The sequence below is a fragment of the Gordonia alkaliphila genome (genome assembly GCF_023017165.1).
In the GTDB taxonomy this organism is placed as follows: domain Bacteria; phylum Actinomycetota; class Actinomycetes; order Mycobacteriales; family Mycobacteriaceae; genus Gordonia; species Gordonia alkaliphila.
In genome coordinates this window covers 3284838-3305216 of record NZ_JALKBW010000001.1, presented here as the reverse complement: position 1 = coordinate 3305216, position 20379 = coordinate 3284838, and the positions used below count along the sequence as shown (strand labels likewise).

Here is a 20379-nt window from a genome sequence, read left to right as displayed (position 1 = left end):
GAGACATTTGCCCATGAGTTCGCAGGTTCATGAGTTTCAGGCCGAGGCGCGACAGCTGCTGGACCTCGTCGTCCATTCGATCTACTCGAACAAGGACAGCTTCCTGCGGGAACTGATCTCGAACTCCTCCGATGCGCTCGACAAGCTGCGACTGGAGAGTCTGCGCGACTCCGAGCTCGAGGCCGACGTCGCCGATCTGCACATCCGGCTGACCCCGGACGCGGACGCGCGCACGCTCACCGTCGCCGACAACGGCATCGGGATGAGCCGAGAGGACGTGATCGACCTGATCGGCACCGTCGCCAAGTCGGGCACCGCCAAGATGCGGCAGGCCCTGGCCGAGGCCGGCGAGGGCGGCGCCTCGGAGGAACTGATCGGCCAGTTCGGCATCGGCTTCTACTCGGCGTTCATGGTGGCCGACCGCGTCACCATGGTGACCCGCAAGGCGGGCGAGTCCGCCGGCACCCGCTGGGAGTCGACCGGCGACGGCACCTACACCGTCGACGACGTCGCCGACGCGCCGCAGGGTACGGCGATCACGCTGTCGCTCAAGCCCACCGACACCGACAACGCCGTGCACGACTACGCCGACCCGCACGTGCTGCGCGGCCTCGTGAAGCGCTACTCGGACTTCATCGCGTGGCCGATCCGGATGGCCGAGACGGTGACGGTGCCGGCCGGCGAGGAGGGCGGCGAGCCCACCGTCGAGCAGACCGACGCGACCCTGAACTCGCAGAAGGCGCTGTGGGCCAAGTCCAAGGACGAGGTCTCGGCCTCCGAGTACGCCGACTTCTACCGGCACCTCAGCCACAACTGGGACGAGCCGCTGGAGACCATCTCGCTGCACGCCGAGGGCACCTTCGAATACCAGGCCCTCATGTTCCTGCCGTCGCAGGCGCCGCTGGACATGTTCGCCCGCGAACGCAGCGGTGGCCTGCACCTGTACGTGCGTCGCGTCTTCATCACCGACGACGGCGCCGACCTGCTGCCCGAGTACCTGCGGTTCGTGCAGGGCGTGGTGGACGCGAACGACCTGTCGCTCAACGTCTCGCGCGAACTGCTGCAGCAGGACCGGCAGATCCGAGCCATCCGTCGTCGCCTGGTCAAGAAGGTGATCAGCACCGTCCAGGAGCTGCAGGACCGTCGGCCCGAGGACTACGCGACGTTCTGGACCCACTTCGGCCCGGTCTTCAAGGAAGGTCTGGTGAACGACCCGGACAACTTCCCAGCGGTGCTCAAGGCGTCGGTCTTCGGCACCACGCACGGCGAGGAGTCCACCTCGCTCGCCGACTACGTCGAACGCTGCCCGGCCGATCAGCAGGTCATCTACTACATGACCGGCGAATCGCGGCAGCAGATCGAACGTTCGCCGCACCTGGAGGGCTTCCGCGCCAAGGGGATCGAGGTGCTGCTGCTGTCGGACCCGGTCGACGAGCTGTGGACGTCGGCGATGCCCGAGTTCGACGGCCGCCGGTTCGTCTCGGTGGCCAAGGGCGAGGCGGCGTTGGACGACGACGCCGACGCCGAGACCGACACCGCCGAGCGCGACGCCGGGTTCACCGATCTGTTGGCGTGGCTCACCGAGGTGCTCGACGCCGACGTCAGTGAGACGCGTCTCACCAAGCGGCTCACCGATTCGGCGGCCTGCCTGGTGGGCGACACCTTCTCGATGTCGCCGCAGCTGGAGAAGCTGTACCGGGCGTCCGGACAGCAGGTGCCGCACATGAAGCGGGTGTTGGAATTGAACCCGGATCACCCGTTGGTGACCGGACTCGCGAAGGCCTACGCCGACGCCGGCGAGGAGCGGTCCGGGTTGGTGCCGACCGCGCAGCTGGTCTACGCGATGGCGGTGCTCGCCGAGGGCGGTGAGCTCGCCGACCCGGCCGAGTTCGCCAAGCTGCTGTCGGACACGCTCGTCGCGGGTCTGCAGTAGGCCGACAGGGAGGAGGGGAGAGCACCATGGGACTGCTCACACCGATCGCCGTGCGGATCGGCGCCATCGAATGGTTGCCGGAGTACCTGCCGTACATCGTCAAGATCGACGACGGGCTGCAGAAGGTCACCGGGGGTCGGATCGACCTGCTGACCGTCGCCGGACTGCCGAGCGTCACCATGGTGATCCGCGGTCGCAAGTCGGGGCTGGACCGCACCACCACCGTGCTGGCCGCTCCGGTCGGCGACGGCGAATGGCTGGTCGCCGGGTCGTACTTCGGGTCGCCGAAGTCGCCCGCCTGGGTGTACAACCTGCGGGCCGCCCCCGTCCTGCAGGTGGAGGAGCACGGTGAGCTGGTGCCGATGACCCATCGTGAACTCGCCGGCGACGAACGCGCCGAGGCCTGGCAGTCGCTGCTGAAGGTGTGGCCGAACTTCACCGTCTACGAGCGGCGCACCACCCGCACCATCCCGATCTTCCGGCTGACCCCGGCCCGCTGACACCAGCGGGCCGGGTCCGGGCGGGGCCGACTACTCGCCGGTGAACACCGGCGGGCGCTTGGCGAACATCGCGGTCACGGCCTCGGTGAGGTCGAGGCTCGGAAGGAACGCGGCGTTCCAGGCGGCCACGTAGCGGAGGCTGTCGTTCACCTGCGCCGAGCGGCTGTGGTCGAGGACGTCCTTGATGCCCTGCACCACGAGCGGGGGATTGGCGGCGATCTCGGCGGCGGTGGCGCGCGCAGCGGCCAGTGCGGCGTCGCGATCGTCGTAGACATCGTTCACCAGACCGATCTTCTCGGCGCGTGCGGCGTCGACGTCCTTACCGGTCAGGGCGAGTTCGCGGGTGTGGCCGTCGCCGATGATCTGGGGGAGTCGGGCCAGGGTGCCCACGTCGGCCACCATCGCCACGCGCACCTCGCGCACGCTGAACTTGGCGTCGGCGGAGGCGACGCGGATGTCCGCGGCGGTGATCAGGTCGACGCCGCCGCCGATGCACCAGCCGGAGATAGCGGCGACGACCGGCTTGCGGCAGTCGGCGACGGTGGTGATGGCGCCCTGCATGCGGCGCACCATGCCATGGAAGTCGGTGCGCGCCTTGGCCTTCGCGCCGTCGGCGAGGACCGCGGAGAGGTCGCCGGCCATGGCGGCCAGATCGAGTCCGTAGGAGAAGTGCTTGCCTGCGCCGGTCAGCACCACCGCGCGCACGTCCGGGTCGGCGTCGAGCTCGGTGAAGATCACGGCGAGCTCGCTCCAGAAGTCCGGTCCCATGGCGTTGCCCGGGCCGGGGCCGATCAGCGTCACTTCGGCGACGTGGTCGGCGACGGCGAGCTCGAAAGCTTGGTAGTCGGTGCTGCGGTACGTCATGGTTACTCCCGGGTAGTAATGGGTTCTCACCGGAGAGACTAGGGCATCAGCACTGCTGATCGGGTGTCGACCCGGCAGCCCGGTGGGCCAGGACACGTGCCAGGATGACCGCATGGCACCAGACCCCCTGCAACTCGGTGACGTCGCCGTCACAGTGGCCGTCGACGATCCCGCCGCGGCCGCGGCCGCCTACGACGTCCTGGTGGGGGCGGGGAGTGCCGGTGTGTGGGCGGCGAGCAACGGCTCGGTCCGCGCGGCAGCGGGCGAGTCGGCTCCGTGGGCGGCCTTCGCCGCGGCCGACGTGGCCGGTGCGACGGCACTGCTGGGCCGCCGCGGTCTGTCGCTCGACGCGGACGGGCGCGCGGAATCGGTGGCGGCGGTGGGGATCACCGCCGACGCGGGAGCGCGGGCCGGGGCGCCCACGCTCGACCACGTGGTCTACACGGCTCCCTCGGTGGATGCGGCGATCGCGCTGTTCGCCGGACGGCTCGGCCTGGACCTGCGGCTGGTGCGCCAGTTCGGGGACGTCGCCCAGGTGTTCTTCCGGAGCGCGTCCGTCGTGGTGGAGGTACTGGCCGGCAGCGGCGAACAGGCGGCGGACTTCGGTCTCTGGGGGCTGGCCTGGCGCGTCGCGGACCTGGACGTCGAACATGCGCGGCTGACACGAGAAGGGTTGGCGCTCAGCGAGATCCGCGTCGGCCGCAAGCCCGGGACAAGGGTGGCGACGGTGCGTGAGCGGGCGCTGGGCACGCCCACGATCCTGCTGGAGCAGGCCGCTCGCTAATCCTTCGCGAGCCGGCGGGCCTGCTCCTGGGCCAGCATCTGTTCGCGCAGCGTGTCGTAGACGGGTGCCGAGCGCAGGGCGGCCGCGACGATCACGGCACCGAGTGCGGTGGTCAGCATGGAGATCGACACCGACGTCAGGGCGCACATCTCCATCACCAACACGATGCCGGTGAACGGAGCGCGGACCACGGCGGCGAACAGTCCGGCCATCCCGGCCATCATCAGGGCGATCCGGGTGTCGGTGTCCACCGAGACACCGGCGAACTCGACGAGGCGGGTGAAGAACACGCCGCTGAGTGTGCCCAGGGCGAGCATCGGCGCGAACAGGCCGCCCGGGGTGCCTGCGGCGTAGGAGAGCGGGCCGGAGCAGAACCGCAGCGCCAGGTAGAGGGTGAGCGTCCAGAAGGCGATCTGCTGACCGTCGAGCATGCGCTGGGTCACCGCGTCGCCGCCGCCGACGGCATCGGGCAGGTAGACCAGGCAGACGCCGATCAGCGCGCCGATCAGTGCCCCCTTGGCGACCGCGGGCAGACGGTGAAATCCTCGGACGGCGGACATCAGTCGCACGATCAGGGCGTTGTATCCCACCCCGATCAGGCCGATGACGATGCCGAAGACCACGAAGAGCGGGAGCGTGGCGATCGACGGTTCGGCGACCTTCTGCACGGCGAAATCGGGGTGGTTGCCGAGGATCACGCGGCTGCAGCTGATCGCCGCCGCGACTGCGGCGATGGTCCAGATCAGGTAGCGGATCCGGATCTTGTGGGCGATCTCCTCGAAGACGAAGACGGCGCCGCCGATGGGGGCGTTGAACGCCACCGCCAGGCCGGCGCCGGCCAGGCAACTCTGCAGCACGCGCGGATCTCGTCGAGGGTGACGCGGGCGATCCGGCCGACGAGGGTGCCGAAGGCGGCACCGATGTGGACGGTCGGACCTTCGCGGCCCAGGACCAGACCGCCCGCACCGATGGCGAGGACGCCGCCGACGAAGCGTGCGGGGATCGTGGTGGCCGGCGCGGCGCGGTCCTCGTCGCGTTCGGTCGCTTCCACCTGCTGGATGCCGCTGCCCGCCGACATCGGCCAGCGCGACGCGATCCCGGTGGCGAGTGCTGCAGCGGCGGCACTGACGACGACCGGGACGAGCCATGCCCATGGGCCGTGGGCATGGGCCCAATCGGCCAGATCGGTGCGCAGCGCGTCGGCCTTGATGAGGACCCAGCGGAAGGCGCCGCCGGTGAAGCCGGCCAGGATACCGGCGACGATGGCCAGGAAGGTCAGATAGTAGAGCGCGCGGCGGCCGGGCAGGGCCGCGTCCTCGGCGGGTTCGGCGGCAGGACCGGTCGGCGAGGGCTGGTGGTCCTCACCGTGCCCTTCGTCGTGGGGCCCGCCGTCGTGGGCCCCACCCTGCGCCCCAGTGCTCATCCGCCGCCCCACGAGTGTCGAAAGTAGATCTCGACCGTAGCAATCAATGAGACCGATCTGGTCGACGGTGCTCGACGGCAGACCATCCGCACGACGAAGGCCCCGGTACGTGATGTACCGGGGCCTTCGGGTGGTGTCCGAGGGGGGACTTGAACCCCCACGTCCGTTAATAGGACACTAGCACCTCAAGCTAGCGCGTCTGCCATTCCGCCACTCGGACTTGCTTACTCACCGCGTTTCCGTGGTGCGCCGTGTAACTCTAACCATGTCGGCCCGACTATCCCAAATCCGCCGGAAATGGGCTTGAATATGGGGTGTGACTACTCCCCGCGCGACCGACGAAGTGGTGGACTTGGTGAGCCGGTTGATCCGGTTCGACACCTCGAACACCGGAGACCCGACGACCACCCGCGGGGAGGAGGGGTGCGCCAAATGGGTCGCCAAACTCCTCGAGGAAGTGGGCTACACCACCGAGTACGTCGAGTCCGGTCAGCCGGGCCGCGGCAACGTGTTCGCGCGGCTCGCGGGCCCGCCGGACAGCGACCGCGGCGCGCTCCTCATGCACGCCCACCTGGACGTGGTGCCGGCCGCCGCCGAGGACTGGAGCGTCGACCCGTTCTCCGGGGCGGTGCGCGACGGCTACATCTGGGGGCGCGGCGCCGTCGACATGAAGGACATGGCGGGCATGATGCTGGCGCTGGCGCGGCAGCTCAAGCGCGACGGTGTGGTGCCGCCGCGGGAGATCGTGTTCGCGTTCCTCGCCGACGAGGAGGCCGGCGGCACGTGGGGTTCGCAGTGGCTCGTCGAGCATCGGCCCGATCTGTTCGACGGGATCACCGAAGCGGTCGGCGAGGTGGGCGGCTTCTCGCTGACCGTCGACCGCCCCGACGGCGAGGTGCGGCGCCTGTACCTGGTGGAGACCGCCGAGAAGAGCCTGTCGTGGATGCGGCTGACCGCCGAGGGACGCGCCGGCCACGGCTCCTTCCTGCACGAGAACAACGCCGTCACCGAGGTCGCCGCGGCCGTCGCTCGCATCGGCGCTCACACCTTCCCGCTGGTGATGACGGATGCGGTCGCCGAGTTCCTGGCGGCGTTGTCGGAGGAGACCGGCCTGGAGTTCTCCCCGGACACCCCGGACCTGGAGTCGGCGCTGTTCAAGATCGGCAACCTGGCCAGCATCATCGGTGCCACGCTGCGCGACACGGCCAACCCGACCATGCTGTCGGCCGGCTACAAGGCCAACGTGATCCCGCAGCGCGCCGAAGCGGTGATCGACTGCCGCGTCCTGCCCGGCCGTCGCGCCGAATTCGAGGCCACGATCGACGAGCTGATCGGGCCCAATGTCCGCCGCGAATGGATCACCGACCTCGGCGCGGTGGAGACTACGTTCGACGGCGACCTGGTGGACGCGATGAACGACGCGATCCTCGCGCACGACCCGCAGGGCCGCACCGTGCCGTACATGCTGTCCGGCGGCACCGACGCGAAGGCCTTCGTGAAGCTCGGCATCCGCTGCTTCGGTTTCGCGCCGCTGCAACTGCCGCCGGAACTGGACTTCGCCGCGCTGTTCCACGGCATCGACGAGCGCGTCCCGGTCGAATCGGTGCTGTTCGGCACCCGCGTCATGGAGCATTTCCTGCGCAACTGCTGACCGGTAGGTTGGAGGGCGGGAATCAGACGAACTGAGCAAAAGGGGTTGTGCACCACGATGTCGAGACTCAATGCACCGATCGTGACGGCGGTAGACGGATCCGAGCTGGCGCTGGACGGCGTCCGGTGGGCCGCCCTGGCCGCGCAGCGGGAGAATCGCCCGCTGCGGGTGGTCAGCGTCGTCGAACCGCCGATCCTGCAGTACGGCTCGGCGATCGCGATGGCGCAGGCGTACGCCGACGCCTCCCGCGCCTTCGCCGAGGGCGCGCTCGACATCGCCCGCGACGTGATCGGTGAAGCGGCGCCCGGCGTGGACGCCACCGTCGAGATCCTCGACGGCCGACCCGCACTCGTGCTGCGCGAGCTGTCCTCGCGCGCCCACCTGATGGTGCTCGGCCGCCGCGGCCTGGGCGGGGTCACCGGGCTCCTGCTGGGCTCGGTCAGCACCGACGTCGTGGCGCACGCCGACTGCCCCGTGGTGGTGGTGCCGGAGTCGCCGCGCACCACCGGACCGGTGGTCGTCGCGGTCGACGGATCGCCGGTGTCGAGTGCGGCGATCGGCGCCGCCTTCGAGCAGGCCTCGTTCCTGCAGGCACCGCTGATCGCGGTGCACACCTACGGCGGCAATGCAGGTGCGGCCTACTTCGATCGCCTGCACGACGAGCGGCAGCAGCTCACCGACGAAGCGCACGAGGCGCTCGGATCCCAGCTCGCGGGCGCCCTCGGCGACTACCCGGACGTGTCGGTCACGACGGCCGTCACCACCGAGGCGCCGGCCACGCAGATCCTCGAATCGGCCGCCGACGCGCAGCTGATCGTCATGGGCAGCCGCGGCCGCGGCGGCTTCCGCGGTCTGCTGCTCGGTTCGACGAGCCAGTCGGTCCTGCAGGTGGCCACCTGCCCGGTGATGGTCGTGCCCGCCTGAGGTTCCCGGTGCTTGCGGCCGCCGCGTGTTCCCTCCGCGCGCGGCGGCGCGGTAGGGAAGGATGAGAGACATGCCTGAGTTGAATCCATATGAGGCGCTTCCGCCCCTGCCCGAGATCACCGTCACCTCCGAGACCTTCGTCGACGGCCAGAGCCTGCCGCTGCCGCAGGCCTCGGCCATCTTCGGCGCAGGCGGCGAGGACGTCTCGCCGCAGTTGAGCTGGTCCGGTTTTCCGGCCGACACCAAGAGTTTCGTGGTCACCTGCTTCGACCCGGACGCACCAACCGCGTCCGGATTCTGGCACTGGGCCGTCGCCGACATCCCGGCATCGGTCACCTCGCTGCCCGTCGGTGCGGGCGCGCCGGGGGCCGCCAGCCTGCCCGATCAGGCCGTGACCCTGCGCAACGACGCCGGTCTGGCCCAGTTCGTCGGTGCCGGCCCGCCCCCCGGTCACGGTCCGCACCGCTACTTCTTCGTGGTGCACGCGGTGGGCGTCGAGTCGCTGGAGCTGCCCGACGGCGCCTCGCCCGCGTTCCTCGGCTTCAACCTGTTCTCGCAGGCGATCGCCCGCGGCGGCCTGGTCGGCATCTTCGAGCAGGCCGGCGACGAGTAGCGCCTCCCGGCGTCGGCCGCCCGCTGACTCAGCGGGCGGCTGCGCCGATCGCGTCCTGCAGGCCCGCGTAGCCCGCGGCCTGCAGGCGCGCGGCGATCCCGTCGTTGAGCTCCTGCAGCCACACCGGACCGCCGTAGATGAAGCCGGTGTACACCTGCAGCAGGCTCGCACCGGCCAGAATGCGTTCCCAGGCGTCGTCGACCGTCTCGATACCGCCGACACTCACCAGCGTCACCTGGTCGCCGACGCGGGCGTGCAGGCGACGCAGCACCTCCAGGGACCGCTGCTTCACCGGCGGACCGGACAGACCGCCGACACCGATGGCCTCGACGGCCGACGCGGGGGTGTCCAGCCCGGCCCGACTGATCGTGGTGTTGGTGGCGACGATGCCGGCCAGACCCAACTCCACGGCCAGGTCGGCGACGGCGTCGACATCCTCGTCGGACAGGTCGGGAGCGATCTTCACCAGCACCGGCACCGCGGCCACCTCGAGCACGGCGGCCAGGATGGGGCGCAGCGATGCGACGGCCTGCAGGTCGCGCAGCCCCGGCGTGTTCGGCGACGACACGTTCACCACGACGAAGTCGGCCAGCGGGCCGAGGAGTCGGGCGCTGAACCGGTAGTCGTCGATGGCGTCCTCGACGGGGACCACCTTGGTCTTGCCGATGTTCGCGCCGATCGGCACGCGACGCGGACCCGGCCGCGGCTCGGCGAGTTTCAGGGCGGCCGCCTCCGCGCCCGGATTGTTGAAGCCCATCCGGTTGATCAGCGCCTTGTCGGCGGGCAGCCGGAACAGGCGCGGCTGTTCGTTGCCGGGCTGGGGGCGCCCGGTGATGGTGCCGATCTCGGCGTAGCCGAAACCGATCTGTCCCCACGCGTTGACGGCCTCGGCCGACTTGTCGAAGCCGGCGGCCAACCCGATGGGCGACGGGAAGTCGACGCCGAAAGCGGTCGACGCCAACACGTCGTGCCGGGGGGCCAGCGACGCCGACACCAGCGAACGGACCACCGGCGTGCGCCCGGCCCAGCGCAGCAGCCGGGAGATCAGGTGGTGGATCCGCTCCGGCGGCACCCGGAACATCACCGCCAGGAGTGGCGGATACAGCACCCGGTTGACCAGGCTCAGGACCTTCGAACGCAGGGGAACGGGGGAGTCGGACACGACTGTCACTTCCTATCGGTCGGCGTCGACGGCGGTGCGCGGCACGGCCTGCAGACCGTCGCCGCGGGCCGACAGCAGGTACAGCATGCCGTTGGACGGATCGACGCTGATCGCCGAGACCTGGCCGACAGTGGCGATGCGGGCGCGCTCGCGCGGCTCGCCGGTCGACAGATCGAACGCGATCGCCGCGTTGTTGCCGGTGGTGGAGACCCACAGCAGCTTCTGCTGCTCGTCCCAGGCCAGCGCGTACGGGCCGTCGGCGACCGGGGCGCGGAAGCGCATCACGATCGGCTGACCGAAGAAGCCGATGATCTCGCTGTCGCGGGTGTTGCTCACCAGGACGCGACCGTAGGAGTCGACGATGCCCTCGGTGGCGCCGTTGCCCGAGCGCAGGGCCGCCTTGCGCGATCCGGTGGCGATGTCGACCGGGGCGACCAGCGACTGGGCGCGGTCGAGCACCACCACCAGATCACCCCAATCGGCGGCGGCGGGAGCGACGAGGATCTCGTCGACCCGCACGAAGTCGTGGATGTCGCGCTTGAGCTCACCGGAGCGCGTGAGCACCCGCAGGTGACCGTCGGCGGTGCCCACCAGGATCCGGTCGTCGGTCCGGCCGAGGCTCAGCACCTCGCCCTGGGCGTCGGCGACCTTGGTCACGGTGCCGTCGGCCGCCACCCGGGACAGCTGCTCCGGGGAGGCGATCAGGAAGCCGTCGCCGTCCGCGATCAGGGCGCTGACCTGCTTGGCCGCGACCTCGCGCGGGGCCGGGGTGTCGGCGGCGCCGGGCGCGGTGTGCAGGCGGACCACGCCGTCGTCGCCGAGGACGGCCACCGTGGAACCGGACTGGGCCAGGGCCGTGCCCGCGGCCGCGGGGACCACCAGGCCGGTCGGCTGTCCGGTCTCCGGCGGGGAGGCGAGCGCCGTCGCCGGCTCCACCTTGGCCACATCGCCGGCACCGTCGCCGACGTTCACCTCGTCGGAGCCGCAGGCGGCCAGAGTGCCGGCCAGGACGAGAGCGGTCGCCGCCGCGGCGAATCGGGTCGAAAGACGCATGGCCTCTATCTTGCGTGAGAAGCCGGGTCGGTGGCGAGCTGGGGCGGTGTGATCCGCGGTCCAATCCTCCTCGGCGACCCCAGGCCCGAACACACGGTGGACGCGAGAACGGCGGGTACAGTGTGCCCTCGTGACCGACATGAGCTGGGCGCAGTCCATCGTTCTGGGGACCGTGCAGGGACTCACCGAGTTCCTCCCGATCTCCTCCTCCGCCCACCTGCGGATCGTCTCCGAGCTGTGGGCCGGGGAAGACGCCGGAGCGTCCTTCACCGCGGTGACCCAGCTGGGCACCGAACTGGCCGTCCTGGTCTTCTTCGCCAAGGACATCGCCCGCATCCTCGCGGCCTGGTTCGCCGGGCTGCGGAACCCGGATCGGCGCGGCATCGACTACCGCGTCGGCTGGTATGTGATCTTGGCGACGATCCCCATCGTCGTCCTCGGTTTCCTGTTCACCGACCAGATCCGCACCGTGGGCCGTAACCTGTGGCTGATCGCGATCATGCTGATCCTGTTCTCCTTCGTCTTCGTGGCGGCCGAGCGGTACGCGACGCAGCGACGCGATCTGGAGCAGTTGACCCGCACCGACGCGATCGTGATGGGTCTGGCGCAGTGTCTGGCGCTGATCCCGGGCGTCTCCCGGTCGGGCGCCACCGCGAGCGCCGGCCTGTTCCTCGGGCTCAACCGCGAAGCCGCGTTCCGGTTCTCCTTCCTGATCGCCATCCCCGCGGTGCTCGGCTCGGGTCTGTACAGCCTCAAGGACGCGTTCGAACCGTCGAACGACGGACTGCAGGCGGGGGCCGGGCAGATCGTGGTGGCCACCGTCATCGCGTTCGTCGTCGGTTATGCGGCGATCGCCTGGCTGCTCAAGTTCGTCAGCAACCACTCGATGAACTGGTTCGCCGCTTACCGGGTGATCCTGGGCAGCGTCATTCTGATCCTGCTGGCCACCGGCGTCGTCGCCGCCTACTGATCGCCCCCTACTCATCGGCCCCCGCGCGGGCTTTAGGCTGGCAGTCATGACGGTGATCCTGGTCCGCCACGGACGTTCGACGGCCAACACCTCCGGGCTGCTCGCCGGCCGCACACCCGGCGTCGCACTCGACGAGAAGGGCCTGGCTCAAGCGGCCGACCTGACCGAACGCCTCGGCGGAGTCTTCGACCAGATCGGCGCGGTGGTGCGGTCGCCGCTGCAGCGGTGCGCGGAGACCGTCGCACCCCTGGTGGCAGCGCTCGGGCAGCGTTCGGTCGGGCCCGCGCCCGAGGTGGTCGACGACCGGCTCGTCGAAGTGGACTACGGCGACTGGAGCAACCGGCCGCTCAAGGATCTGGTCGACGAGCCGCTGTGGAAGGTGGTGCAGCGCAACCCGTCCGCCGCGGTCTTCCCCGGTGGGGAGGGGCTGGCCGACGTCTTCGGGCGGGCCAGCGGCGCGGTGCGGGCGCTCGACCGCGTCTACGGCGGCGACGACGGGCACGGACTGTGGGTGGTGTGCTCGCACGGCGACGTCCTCAAATCGATCCTCGCCGACGCGCTGGGCATGCACCTGGACTCCTTTCAGCGCATCATCGTCGACCCGGCGTCGATCAGCGTGGTGCACTACGCGGCGTCGCGGCCGTACGTGCACACCGTCAACAACAACGGGGTGCTGACCCTGCCCGCGCGGCCGTCCGCGGCCGCGGTCGTCGGCGGTTCCACCGGAACCGACTCGAGCCCCTCCGCGCGTGGCTAGCGCAGGTACGGTTGAGTTCTGCCGAACAAGTTTCGTCGCGAACGAGGTGAGTTGACCGATGCCCCGCACCATCCACGAATTCCGTGAACCCGAGCGCTTCGTCGCCGGCACCGTCGGACAACCGGGGGACCGGACCTTCTTCCTGCAGGTCTCGACCGGCGCCCAGATCGTGAGCGTGCAGATCGAGAAGCAGCAGGTACTGATCCTGGCCGACCGCCTGGGCTACCTGCTCGACGAGGTGAACCGCCGGTTCGGCACCGCCGTGCCACCGGAGACCAGCGTGGTGGCCGACAATTCGCCGCTGACGATGCCGATCGACGCCGAGTTCCACGTGGGGTCGATGGGGCTGGGCTGGGACGCCGAGGCCGCCGCCGTCGTGGTGGAACTGCTCGCGGTGACCGAGGAGCCGATCGACGAGGCGATGATCCTCGACGACAGCGCCGAGGGGCCGGACACCGTCCGCGTCTTCCTGACCGCACCGGCCGCCCGCGAGTTCTCCGCGCGGTCGATGCGCGTGGTCGCGGCCGGCCGCCCGCAGTGCCCGCTGTGCCAGCAGCCGCTGGACCCGGCCGGACACATCTGTGCCCGCAGCAACGGCTACAAACGCGACGGTGAGTTCAGCCGCTCCCTGGAGTTCGTGGACCCGGAAGTGCTGGCCATCCTGGGTCGGCTGGTGCCGGGCTTCGACGCCTCCTTCGAGGTCGACAATGCCGACCCGGACGAGCCGCGCTCGGACGACCCGGCCCCGGACGACGAGGACGAGCCGGGCCCCGAACCCGGCGACCGGCGGTGACCGCGCAGCTGCGCCGCCTGCTGTCCGAGGGCGAATTGTCGTTGTACGGCCAGATCCGGGGGGCCAGCAATCTCGCCCTGGTCTGCCTGGTGAGCAGCGGTGACGACACGGTCCAGTGCGTGTACAAGCCGGTGCGCGGCGAGACCCCGCTGTGGGACTTCCCGGACGGCACCCTCGCCGGGCGCGAGGTGGCCGCCCGCGTGATCGACGCGGCCCTGGGCTGGGACCTCATCCCGGAGACCGTGCTGCGCACCGAGGGGCCGCCGGAGGCCGAACTCGGCCCCGGGATGCTGCAGGTGTGGATCGACCAGCCGGAGGAGCCGGTGGGCCCCGAGCCGGTGGAGATCGTTCCCGCCGACGCCATCCCGGACGGCTACGTCCCGATCCTGCGCGCCCACGACGACGACGGTTCGGTGGTCGCCGTGGCGCACGCCACCGACGACCGGTTGCGGCGGCTGGCGGTGCTCGACGCGATCCTGAACAACGCCGACCGCAAGGGCGGGCACATCCTGGTCGACGTCGACGGCCGCCTGTACGGCATCGACCACGGCCTGACTCTGCACCGCGAACCGAAGCTGCGCACCGTCCTGTGGGGCTGGGCAGGGCGCGCGGTGGACGAACCGACCCGCACCGACCTGCAGGCGTTCGCCGAGCGGCTGCGCACCGACGGCGACCTGGCCGCCCAGCTGCGGGACCTGATCTCCGACGGGGAAGTCGAGGCCCTGCGTGCGCGCGTCGAGGCGCTCGCCGCGGGAGATCCGTTGCCGCGGCCGCCGCACGAGCGCGCCATCCCCTGGCCACCCTTCTGAACGGCCGGGCCGCGCCCCGTTAGAGTGGACAGTCATGCACTCTTGGCCGTCGCCCTCCGTCCCCGAGCTGCCCGGCACCGGGCCCGCGCTGCGTCTCTACGACACCGCTGATCAGCAGGTCAAGCCGGTGGCGCCGGGCCCCGTCGCCACCATGTACGTGTGCGGCATCACCCCGTACGACGCCACTCATCTCGGCCACGCCGCCACCTATCTGGCGTTCGACCTCGTCAACCGGGTCCTGCGGGACCAGGGGCATGACGTCCACTACGTGCAGAACATCACCGACGTCGACGACCCGCTGTTCGAGCGCGCCGCCCGCGACGGCGTCGACTGGCGGGCGCTCGGCGACAGCCAGATCGACCTGTTCCGGTCGGACATGACGGCGCTGCGCGTGCTGCCGCCGCGCGACTACATCGGCGCGATCGAATCGGTCGACGAGGTGATCGCCGCCGTGGGCGCGCTGCTCGAGTCCGGCGCCGCGTACGTCGTCGACGAGGACGAATACCCCGACGTGTACTACCGGGCCGACGCCACCGACGTCTTCGGCTACGAGTCCAACTACGACCGCGCCACCATGGAGCGACTGTTCGCCGAACGCGGCGGCGATCCGGACCGCCCCGGCAAGCGGGACCCGATCGACGCGCTGCTGTGGCGCGCCGCCCGCCCGGGCGAACCGTCGTGGGAGGCGGCGTTCGGCGCGGGTCGTCCCGGCTGGCACATCGAGTGCTCGGTGATCGCACTGAACCGGCTCGGCGAGACCTTCGACATCCAGGGTGGCGGCAGCGACCTGATCTTCCCGCACCACGAGTACTCGGCCGCGCACGGTGAGGCGCTGGCCGGGCAGCGACGCTTCGCCCGCCACTACGCGCACACCGGCATGATCGGCCTCGACGGCGAGAAGATGTCCAAGAGCCTGGGCAATCTGGTGCTCGTCTCCAAGCTGCTGGCGGCGGGCGTCGACGCAGGCGCGATCCGCCTGGGCCTGCTCGACGGACACTACCGGCAGGACCGGATGTGGACCGACGCTCAGCTGGCGACGGCGCAGGAGCGCTTCGCCCGCTGGCGCGCGGCGGTCGCGGCGCCGGCCGGACCGGCCGCCGACGGCATCGTCGAACGGGTGCGCACCCACCTGGCCAACGACCTCGACACCCCGAAGGCGCTCGCCGCGATCGACGGTTGGGCCGCCGACACCGCATCGGGTCTCGGATCCAGCGCGGAGGCGCCCGGTCAGGTCGCCGACCTGGTGGACGCGCTGCTCGGCGTGGATCTGCGGTCGGCATGAGCATCACCGAGATTCCCGACAACGCGCGGGACGGTGTGTTCGCCGTGGTGACGCACACGTCCACCTACGTGATCGACCTGACCGAGAACACGCTGCTGCGCGCGCCCGGCGTGGGCCGGCAGGACGACGTCGACTGGGAGGTGGCCGAGCTCCGCCGCGACTCGCAGGACATCCCGCTGCTGCGCGTGCGCAGCTGCCGGGTGGGGGAACCGGCACAGTTCTGGGTGAGCGCGGCCGACGATCCGGACGTGCGCACCTGGCGCATCACCACCCCGGTGCTGTCCATCGAGCGGATCGGTTAGCCGCGGGTCCCGCTGCCCGGTGGCTCGGGGTTCAGTCGTTGCTTCCGCGCTGCCGCAGGTAGCGCTCGAACTCGGCCGCCAGCAGGTCGCCGTCCACCTCGGTCAGGGTGCCGTCGGCGAGATCGTCGTCGTGCCGTTGCTCCAGCTCGTGCACGTAGGCGGCCATGTCGTCGTCGGCGAAGACCATCTCGCTGACCGTCTCCTCCCACTCCCGGGCCTGCTCGGGCAGCATCCCGACGGGCAGGGGTAGGCCGACCAGCAGTTCCAGCCGGTGCAGCAGCGCCAGGGTGGCCTTGGGGCTCGGCGGATTCCCGACGTAGTGGGGCACCGACGCCCACAGCGCCATCGCCGGGATGCCGATCTGGATGAAGGCGTCCTGCAGCACGCCGGTGATCCCGGTGGGACCGTCGTACGACGAGGCGGCGAGGCCGTACCGCGCGGCGATCTCGGCGGTGTGCGCGCTGCCGCTGACCGGGATCGGCCGCGTGTGCGGGCTGTCGGCGAACGCGGCGCCGAGCACCACCGCGGTCTCGACGTCGAGGTCGACGGCCAGGTCGACGATCTCCTGGCAGAACGCGCGCCAGCGCAGATTGGGCTCCATGCCGAGCACCAGGACCAGGTCCCGGTGGGCGGTGGGCACCCGGCAGTAGGAGATCGACGTCGACGGCCAACTCAGCCGTCGGGTGACGCCGTCGGACAGGTGAATGGTGGGCCGCGTCGCCTGATAGTCGTAGTAGTCGTCGGGGTCGATCTCCCGCAGGTCGACGGCGGTCCAGGTCAGCGAGAGATGCTCGACCACCGCCGATGCGGCGTCGCCGGCATCGGTCCAGCCGCCGAAGGCCGCTAACAGGACCGGTCGGCGCAATTGCGGCAGGGCGTCCCCGCCGGACGCACTCGGATCTGGGGTCACCGCACCAGCCTACGGTCGAAGGCGAATCGCGGGCGAACTACTGTGGGGTACATGCCTATCTCTCCTCCGGACTCCAGCCAGTACGACACGACCTTCCTGCAGGCCATGTCGCGGCGGGTTCTGATCGGTGACGGCGCGATGGGGACCATGCTTCAGGCAGCCGATCTGGACGTCGATCGGGACTTCCTCGGCCTCGAGGGCTGCAACGAGATCCTCAACGAGACGCGGCCCGACGTGCTCGCCGACATCCACCGCGCCTACTTCGCGGCCGGCGCCGATGCCGTCGAGACCAACACGTTCGGCTGCAACCTGTCGAACCTGGGCGACTATGACATCGCCGACCGCATCCGCGACCTCGCCTACCGCGGCACCGCCATCGCCCGCGGCGTCGCCGACGAGTTCGGCCCGTCCGCCGACGGCACCCCCCGGTTCGTGCTCGGTTCGATCGGGCCGGGCACCAAGCTGCCCAGCCTCGGCCACACCACGTTCGCGCTGATCCGCGACGCCTACATCGAGTGCGTTCTCGGCATGCTCGACGGCGGGGCCGACGCCATCCTGATCGAGACCTGCCAGGATCTGCTGCAGCTCAAGGCCGCCGTCGTGGGTGCGCGGCGGGCGATGGACCAGGCCGGCCGCCACCTGCCGATCATCACGCACGTGACCGTCGAGACCACCGGCACCATGCTGGTGGGCTCGGAGATCGGTGCCGCGCTCGCCGCGATCGAGCCGCTCGGCGTCGACGTCGTCGGCCTCAACTGCGCCACCGGACCGGAAGAGATGAGCGAGCACCTGCGGTACCTGTCCAAGCACGCCCGCATCCCGGTGTCGGTGATGCCCAACGCGGGTCTGCCGGTGCTGGGGCGCAACGGCGCCGAGTACCCGTTGACACCCGAGCAGATGGCGTCCGCGCTGGCCGGCTTCGTCGCCGACTACGGCCTGCAGTTCGTCGGCGGCTGTTGCGGCAGCACCCCCGAGCACATCCGCCAGGTCGCCGAGGCCGTCGCCGCGGTCACCCCGGCCCAGCGCATCCCCGCGCATGAGTCGGAGACGTCGTCGCTGTACACGGCCGTCCCGTTCCACCAGGACGCCAGCTTCCTGGTGGTGGCCGAGCGCACCAACTCCAACGGCTCCAAGGCCTTCCGCGAGGCGATGATCTCCGGCGACTACCAGCAGTGCATGGAGATCGCCAAGAACCAGACCCGCGACGGCGCGCACATGCTCGACCTCAACGTCGACTACGTGGGCCGCGACGGAGCCGCCGACATGACCCAGCTGGCCAGCCGCCTCGCGACCGCGTCGACGCTGCCGATCATGATCGACTCCACCGAGCCGGACGTGATCGCCGCGGGCCTCGAGCACCTCGGCGGGCGCTGCGCGGTGAACTCGGTGAACTACGAGGACGGGGACGGCCCGACCTCCCGGTTCACCCGCATCATGGAGCACGTCGCCGAGCACGGCGCGGCCGTCGTCGCCCTCACCATCGACGAGGAGGGGCAGGCCCGCACCGCCGACCACAAGGTCGCCATCGCCGAGCGCCTGATCACCGACCTGATCGACAACTGGGGCCTGGAGCAGGAGGACATCATCATCGATGCCCTCACGTTCCCGATCTCCACCGGCCAGGAGGAGGTGCGCCGGGACGGCATCGAGACCATCGAAGCGATCCGCCGCCTGCACGAGGCCTACCCCGAGGTGCACTTCACGCTCGGCATCTCGAACATCTCCTTCGGTCTGAACCCGGCCGCCCGCCAGGTGCTGAACTCGGTCTTCCTGCACGAATGCGTGCAGGCGGGCCTGGACACCGCGATCGTGCACGCCTCCAAGATCCTGCCGATGGCGCGCATCCCGGACGAGCAGCGCGAGGTGGCGCTGGACCTGGTCTACGACCGCCGCCGCGAGGGCTACGACCCGCTGCAGCGGCTGATGGAGCTCTTCGAGGGCGTGTCGGCGGCCTCGGCCCGCGAGACGCGCGCCGCCGAGCTGGCCGCCATGCCGCTGCTGGAACGACTGCAGGCCCGCATCGTCGAAGGCGAACGGAACGGCCTCATCGAGGATCTCGACGAGGCCCGCGCGCAGATCCCGCCGCTGGAGATCATCAACGAGCATCTTCTGGCCGGCATGAAGACGGTGGGCGAACTGTTCGGGTCCGGGCAGATGCAGCTGCCGTTCGTGCTGCAGTCGGCCGAGGTGATGAAGACCTCGGTGGCCCACCTCGAGCAGTTCATGGAGGCCACCGGCGAAGACGGCAAGGGCAAGATCGTGCTGGCCACCGTCAAGGGCGACGTCCACGACATCGGCAAGAACCTCGTCGACATCATCCTGTCCAACAACGGCTACGACGTGGTCAACATCGGCATCAAGCAGCCGATCGCCACCATCCTGTCGGCCGCGGAGGAGTCCGGCGCCGACGTGATCGGCATGTCCGGTCTGCTCGTGAAGTCGACGGTGGTGATGAAGGAGAACCTCGAGGAGATGAACTCGCGCGGCAAGAGCGACATCCCGGTCCTCCTCGGCGGCGCCGCCCTCACCCGCAGCTACGTGGAGAGCGATCTGGCCGACGTGTACGACGGCGAGGTGCGCTACGCGCGCGACGCCTTCGAGGGTCTGAGCCTGATGGACCAGGTGATGGCGATCAAGCGCGGGGAGGGTCCGGATCCGGACAGCCCCGAGGCCAAGGCCGCCGCGGCCAAGGTGGCCGAGCGCACCGCCCGGCGCGAGCGTTCGCAGCGCATCGCCGCGCAGCGCAAGGCGGCCGAGGTGCCCGTGGAGGTGCCGGACCGCTCGGACGTCGCCACCGACAACGAGACGCCGACGCCGCCGTTCTGGGGCAGCCGCATCGTCAAGGGCATCCCGGTGGCCGACTACGCCTCCATGGTCGACGAGCGCGCCCTGTTCCTGGGGCAGTGGGGACTGCGCGGCACCCGCGGTACCGAGGGCCCGGACTACGACGAGCTCGTCCAGACCGAGGGCCGTCCGCGCCTGCGGTACTGGCTGGATCGACTGTCCACCGAGGGGATCCTTGCGCACGCCGCCGTGGTCTACGGGTACTTCCCGGCTGTCAGCGAGGGCGACACCGTGCACGTGCTCACCGAGCCGCGCCCGGACGCGCCCGTCCGGCACAGCTTCACCTTCCCGCGCCAGCAGCGGTCGCGCTTCCTGTGCATCGCCGACTTCCTCAAGTCGCGCGAGCAGGCCCTGGCCGACGGCACCGTCGACGTGCTGCCCTTCCAACTCGTCACCATGGGCAACCCGATCGCCGACTTCGCCAACGAACTGTTCGCAGCCAACAGCTACCGCGACTACCTCGAGGTGCACGGCATCGGCGTGCAGCTCACCGAGGCCCTGGCCGAGTACTGGCACCAGCGGGTGCGCAGCGAACTCAAGTTCGCCGCGGGCAGCGCCGCCGACGACGACCCGGAGGCCACCCAGGGCTTCTTCGACCTCGACTACCGGGGTGCGCGGTACTCGTTCGGCTACGGTGCCTGCCCGGACCTGGAAGATCGTGCCAAGATGATCGATCTGCTGGAGCCGGGCCGGATCGGCGTGGAACTGTCGGAGGAGCTGCAGCTGCATCCGGAGCAGTCCACGGACGCTTTCGTACTGCATCACCCGGAAGCCAAGTACTTCAACACGTAGCTCGTACTCGAAC

At 70.3% G+C, this 20379-nt stretch carries 19 protein-coding genes and 1 tRNA gene; 13 read left to right on the top strand and 7 right to left on the bottom strand.

Annotated features, from left to right (window positions below):
* The first annotated feature begins 13 nt into the window (after positions 1–13).
* Positions 14–1933 (top strand): molecular chaperone HtpG, encoded by a 1920-nt coding sequence (htpG, locus tag MUG78_RS15140; protein ID WP_246996186.1) that lies wholly within the window; start codon positions 14–16, stop codon positions 1931–1933.
* A gap of 26 nt (positions 1934–1959) precedes the next feature.
* A complete protein-coding gene (locus tag MUG78_RS15135; RefSeq protein WP_246996184.1) occupies positions 1960–2433 on the top strand; it encodes a nitroreductase family deazaflavin-dependent oxidoreductase in 474 nt (157 codons plus the stop codon).
* A 30-nt stretch (positions 2434–2463) separates the two neighbouring features.
* On the opposite strand, the gene MUG78_RS15130 is transcribed toward MUG78_RS15135, so the two are convergent.
* Positions 2464–3297, bottom strand: coding sequence for a crotonase/enoyl-CoA hydratase family protein (locus MUG78_RS15130; protein ID WP_246996181.1), 834 nt, complete (start codon positions 3295–3297; stop codon positions 2464–2466).
* Between the two features lie 112 nt (positions 3298–3409).
* On the opposite strand from MUG78_RS15130, the gene MUG78_RS15125 reads away from it, so the two are divergent.
* A complete protein-coding gene (locus MUG78_RS15125; RefSeq protein ID WP_246996178.1) occupies positions 3410–4081 on the top strand; it encodes a VOC family protein in 672 nt (223 codons plus the stop codon).
* On the opposite strand, the gene MUG78_RS15120 is transcribed toward MUG78_RS15125, so the two are convergent.
* From MUG78_RS15120 to MUG78_RS15115, 3 genes are all read right to left on the bottom strand, one after another.
* Positions 4078–4938, bottom strand: a complete 861-nt coding sequence (locus tag MUG78_RS15120) for a chloride channel protein (protein WP_308221374.1) — start codon at positions 4936–4938, stop codon at positions 4078–4080. The genes MUG78_RS15125 and MUG78_RS15120 overlap by 4 nt on opposite strands.
* Positions 4824–5504 carry a chloride channel protein gene (locus MUG78_RS18355; RefSeq protein WP_308221373.1) on the bottom strand — a complete coding sequence of 227 codons (681 nt, stop codon included), beginning with the start codon at positions 5502–5504 and terminating at the stop codon, positions 4824–4826. The genes MUG78_RS15120 and MUG78_RS18355 overlap by 115 nt, the downstream gene beginning before the upstream one ends.
* Before the next feature lie 131 nt (positions 5505–5635).
* Positions 5636–5724 (bottom strand) — tRNA-Leu (locus MUG78_RS15115).
* Positions 5725–5820: 96 nt separating this feature from the next.
* Between MUG78_RS15115 and MUG78_RS15110 the strand changes: the two genes are divergently transcribed.
* The 3 genes from MUG78_RS15110 to MUG78_RS15100 all read left to right on the top strand — a co-directional run bounded on the left by MUG78_RS15110 (position 5821) and on the right by MUG78_RS15100 (position 8692).
* Complete coding sequence (locus MUG78_RS15110; RefSeq protein ID WP_246996175.1) at positions 5821–7155, top strand: M20/M25/M40 family metallo-hydrolase; 1335 nt, start codon at positions 5821–5823, stop codon at positions 7153–7155.
* Positions 7156–7212: 57 nt separating this feature from the next.
* A complete protein-coding gene (locus MUG78_RS15105) occupies positions 7213–8079 on the top strand; it encodes a universal stress protein (protein ID WP_246996172.1) in 867 nt (288 codons plus the stop codon).
* Positions 8080–8149: 70 nt separating this feature from the next.
* On the top strand, positions 8150–8692 hold the full coding sequence (locus MUG78_RS15100; RefSeq protein ID WP_246996169.1) for a YbhB/YbcL family Raf kinase inhibitor-like protein: 543 nt from the start codon (positions 8150–8152) through the stop codon (positions 8690–8692).
* Positions 8693–8720: 28 nt separating this feature from the next.
* Here the strand turns inward: MUG78_RS15100 and MUG78_RS15095 are convergent, their stop codons facing one another.
* Positions 8721–9854, bottom strand: coding sequence for a quinone-dependent dihydroorotate dehydrogenase (locus MUG78_RS15095; protein WP_308221372.1), 1134 nt, complete (start codon positions 9852–9854; stop codon positions 8721–8723).
* A gap of 12 nt (positions 9855–9866) precedes the next feature.
* Positions 9867–10907 carry a YncE family protein gene (locus MUG78_RS15090; RefSeq protein ID WP_246996167.1) on the bottom strand — a complete coding sequence of 347 codons (1041 nt, stop codon included), beginning with the start codon at positions 10905–10907 and terminating at the stop codon, positions 9867–9869.
* Between the two features lie 130 nt (positions 10908–11037).
* Here MUG78_RS15090 and MUG78_RS15085 point away from each other — a divergent pair, with 130 nt between their 5' ends.
* Genes MUG78_RS15085 through MUG78_RS15060 form a run of 6 tightly spaced genes read left to right on the top strand, consistent with a single transcriptional unit; the run spans position 11038 to position 15820 of the window.
* Positions 11038–11877 (top strand): undecaprenyl-diphosphate phosphatase, encoded by an 840-nt coding sequence (locus MUG78_RS15085; RefSeq protein ID WP_246996165.1) that lies wholly within the window; start codon positions 11038–11040, stop codon positions 11875–11877.
* 46 nt (positions 11878–11923) lie between these two features.
* Complete coding sequence (locus MUG78_RS15080) at positions 11924–12634, top strand: MSMEG_4193 family putative phosphomutase (RefSeq protein WP_246996162.1); 711 nt, start codon at positions 11924–11926, stop codon at positions 12632–12634.
* 58 nt (positions 12635–12692) lie between these two features.
* A complete protein-coding gene (locus MUG78_RS15075; RefSeq protein ID WP_246996159.1) occupies positions 12693–13427 on the top strand; it encodes a DUF3090 domain-containing protein in 735 nt (244 codons plus the stop codon).
* The gene (locus MUG78_RS15070) at positions 13424–14236 is read left to right on the top strand and encodes an SCO1664 family protein (protein ID WP_246996157.1); all 813 of its coding nucleotides are present in this window, start codon (positions 13424–13426) and stop codon (positions 14234–14236) included. The genes MUG78_RS15075 and MUG78_RS15070 overlap by 4 nt, the downstream gene beginning before the upstream one ends.
* 34 nt (positions 14237–14270) lie before the next feature.
* On the top strand, positions 14271–15518 hold the full coding sequence (gene mshC / locus MUG78_RS15065) for a cysteine--1-D-myo-inosityl 2-amino-2-deoxy-alpha-D-glucopyranoside ligase (protein ID WP_246996155.1): 1248 nt from the start codon (positions 14271–14273) through the stop codon (positions 15516–15518).
* Positions 15515–15820, top strand: a complete 306-nt coding sequence (locus MUG78_RS15060; protein WP_246996153.1) for a hypothetical protein — start codon at positions 15515–15517, stop codon at positions 15818–15820. Before mshC ends, MUG78_RS15060 begins: the two co-directional genes overlap by 4 nt.
* A 31-nt stretch (positions 15821–15851) precedes the next feature.
* Here MUG78_RS15060 and MUG78_RS15055 read toward each other — a convergent pair whose 3' ends face one another.
* Positions 15852–16730 carry a PAC2 family protein gene (locus tag MUG78_RS15055; RefSeq protein WP_246996150.1) on the bottom strand — a complete coding sequence of 293 codons (879 nt, stop codon included), beginning with the start codon at positions 16728–16730 and terminating at the stop codon, positions 15852–15854.
* A 51-nt stretch (positions 16731–16781) separates the two neighbouring features.
* Here MUG78_RS15055 and metH point away from each other — a divergent pair, with 51 nt between their 5' ends.
* A complete protein-coding gene (metH, locus tag MUG78_RS15050) occupies positions 16782–20366 on the top strand; it encodes a methionine synthase (protein ID WP_246996148.1) in 3585 nt (1194 codons plus the stop codon).
* Positions 20367–20379 lie beyond the last annotated feature (13 nt).